The sequence below is a fragment of the Microbacterium sp. genome (genome assembly GCF_031178525.1).
GTDB lineage: Bacteria > Actinomycetota > Actinomycetes > Actinomycetales > Microbacteriaceae > Microbacterium.
The window spans coordinates 1-2,253 of sequence record NZ_JAPSJA010000350.1; the positions used below are offsets into that span (position 1 = coordinate 1).

At 70.5% G+C, this 2,253-nt stretch carries 3 protein-coding genes; all 3 read right to left on the reverse strand.

Annotated features, from left to right (window positions below):
* A partial coding sequence (locus RIF89_RS14215; RefSeq protein WP_375294489.1) for a type II secretion system F family protein occupies positions 1–354 on the reverse strand: 354 nt, incomplete at its 3' end.
* Entirely contained in the window at positions 351–1,541 is a 1,191-nt protein-coding gene (locus RIF89_RS14220; protein ID WP_309069729.1) for a type IV pilus twitching motility protein PilT, read from the reverse strand. The genes RIF89_RS14220 and RIF89_RS14215, both read right to left, overlap by 4 nt.
* 148 nt (positions 1,542–1,689) lie before the next feature.
* The coding region (locus RIF89_RS14225) for an ATPase, T2SS/T4P/T4SS family (protein ID WP_309069730.1) at positions 1,690–2,253 on the reverse strand (564 nt) is incomplete at its 5' end.

Sequence of the window (2,253 nt, forward strand, 5' to 3'; positions counted from 1 at the left end):
GCCGCGCTCGATGTCGCGCAGCACGGTGGTGAAGACGTCGCGCAGACGTGTGTTGTCGAGCTGACCGACGATGATCGACAGGCCGCGCACGAGCGTGAGCCCCGCGTCGATCATGGTGGAGATCTGGCGGATCGCGAGCGACACCTCGCGCAGCCCGATCTTCTTCTGGAACAGCGAGAAGTCGATCTCACGCGTGAGGATGCTCGACTCGGTGACCGACGTCACCGTGATCCCCATCTCGCGCACGCGCGCCATCGCGACGGCCTTGCTGGGCGCATCCACGGTTCCGCGGCGCTTCCTGCCCGTGGCGTCGCGCCCGACGTAGTCGAAGGCCTGCGCCGTGCTCGTGCTCATTGCCGCCTGCTGCGTCGTGAGTACAGGTCGCCGTAGTCGGGCTCTGCGCCGAGGGCGCCGCCCGAGGCCGACCGGCGGGCGAGCTGACGGAAGCCGTCCTTGTCCTGCGCGCGCTCCTCGGCCGCCTCGTACGTGATGCGGCCCTGGTCGACGAGCTCCGCGAGGTTCTGGTCGAGCGTGTGCATGCCGTGGATGGACCCGGCCTGGAGGACGCCGGGCAGCTGGTGCATCTGCTCCTCACGGATCAGGTTCGCCACGGCGGGCGTCATCACGAGCACCTCGGTCGCGGCCACGCGGCCGGTGCCCCGGGCGTCGGGGACGAGCGTCTGGCACACCACGCCGCGCAGCGTCGCGGCGAGCTGCGTGCGCACCTGCTGCTGCTGGTGCGGGGGGAACACGTCGATGATGCGGTCGATCGTCTGCGGCGCGCTCTGCGTGTGCAGCGTGCCGAACACGAGGTGACCGGTCTCTGCGGCCGTGAGGGCGACCGAGATCGTCTCGAGGTCTCGCATCTCGCCGATCAGGATGACGTCCGGGTCCTGTCGCAGCACCTGGCGCAGCGCGGTCTGGAACGACGCGGTGTCGTGACCGACCTCGCGCTGGTTCACGATCGACCGCCGGTGCGGGTGCAGGAACTCGATCGGATCCTCGATCGTCATGATGTGGTCGGCGCGCGTGCGGTTGATCTGATCGATCATGGCCGCGAGGGTCGTCGACTTGCCGGATCCGGTGGGTCCTGTCACGAGGACGAGGCCGCGAGGCATCTCGGCGAACCGCGACAGCGCGCGGGGCATGCCGAGCTCGCCCAGCGACTTGATGTTCGTCGGGATGAACCGGAACACCGCCCCCGTCGTGCCGCGCTGCTGATAGATGTTCGCACGGAAGCGGGCGCCGGGCGACAGCGGGTACGCGAAGTCGAGCTCGTGCGAGCTGTCGAACTGCGCAAGCTGCTCGGCCGTCAGGATCGACGTCACCTCGCGGCGCACGTCATCCGCCGTCCAGACGGGCGCGCCGTCGATCGGCTTGAGGGATCCGTGCAGTCGCATCATCGGCGGCACCCCGGCCGTGATGTGCAGGTCGGATCCTCCGTCGGCGACCACCCTGTGCAGGGCGTCGACGACGGTGAAGGGCGACGAGGAGGCGTGGCGTCCGATCGGGGGCTCGGACGCGGGGGAGACCAGGTCCACCCGCACACTGTAGCGGTCGGCCGCCATCCCGCCGCTCACGTCCCCCAACTCACCGGGAGCGGATACGGATCGTCGGTCCCGTCAGGCTGGCTCGTCGTGCGAGCGAAGCGCGTCGAGACGGGCCGAGGACGCCCCCCGTTCCCGCGGCTCACGCCACGACGCGCAGGATCTCCTCGATCGAGGTCATCCCGTCGAGCGCCTTCAGCCAGCCGTCCTCGCGAAGGGTGTGCATGCCCTGGGCCCGGGCGACGCGCGCGATCTCGGTGCTCGACGCGCGTGCCACGGCCAGGCGCTCGATCTCCTCGGTCACGGCCATCACCTCGTGGATGGCGGTCCGGCCGCGATAGCCCGTCTCGGCGCAGTGCTGGCAGCCCACGGGGCGGTAGACCGGGCGCGGGTCGCCAGCCGGGCGGACGAAGCCGCTCGCGCTCAGCTCGGCGTCCGTGACGGCATCCGGCTCCTTGCAGCGGTCGCACAGGCGCCGGATGAGTCGCTGCGCGACCACCACATCCAGCGCCGAGCCGACGAGGAACGGCTCGACGCCCATCTCGATCAGCCGCGTCACGGCGCTGGGCGCGTCGTTCGTGTGCAGCGTGGAGAGGACGAGGTGGCCCGTGAGGGCCGACTCGATCGCGATGTTCGCCGTCTCGGCGTCACGGATCTCGCCCACGAGCATCACGTCGGGGTCGGACCGCAGGATCGCCCGCAGCGC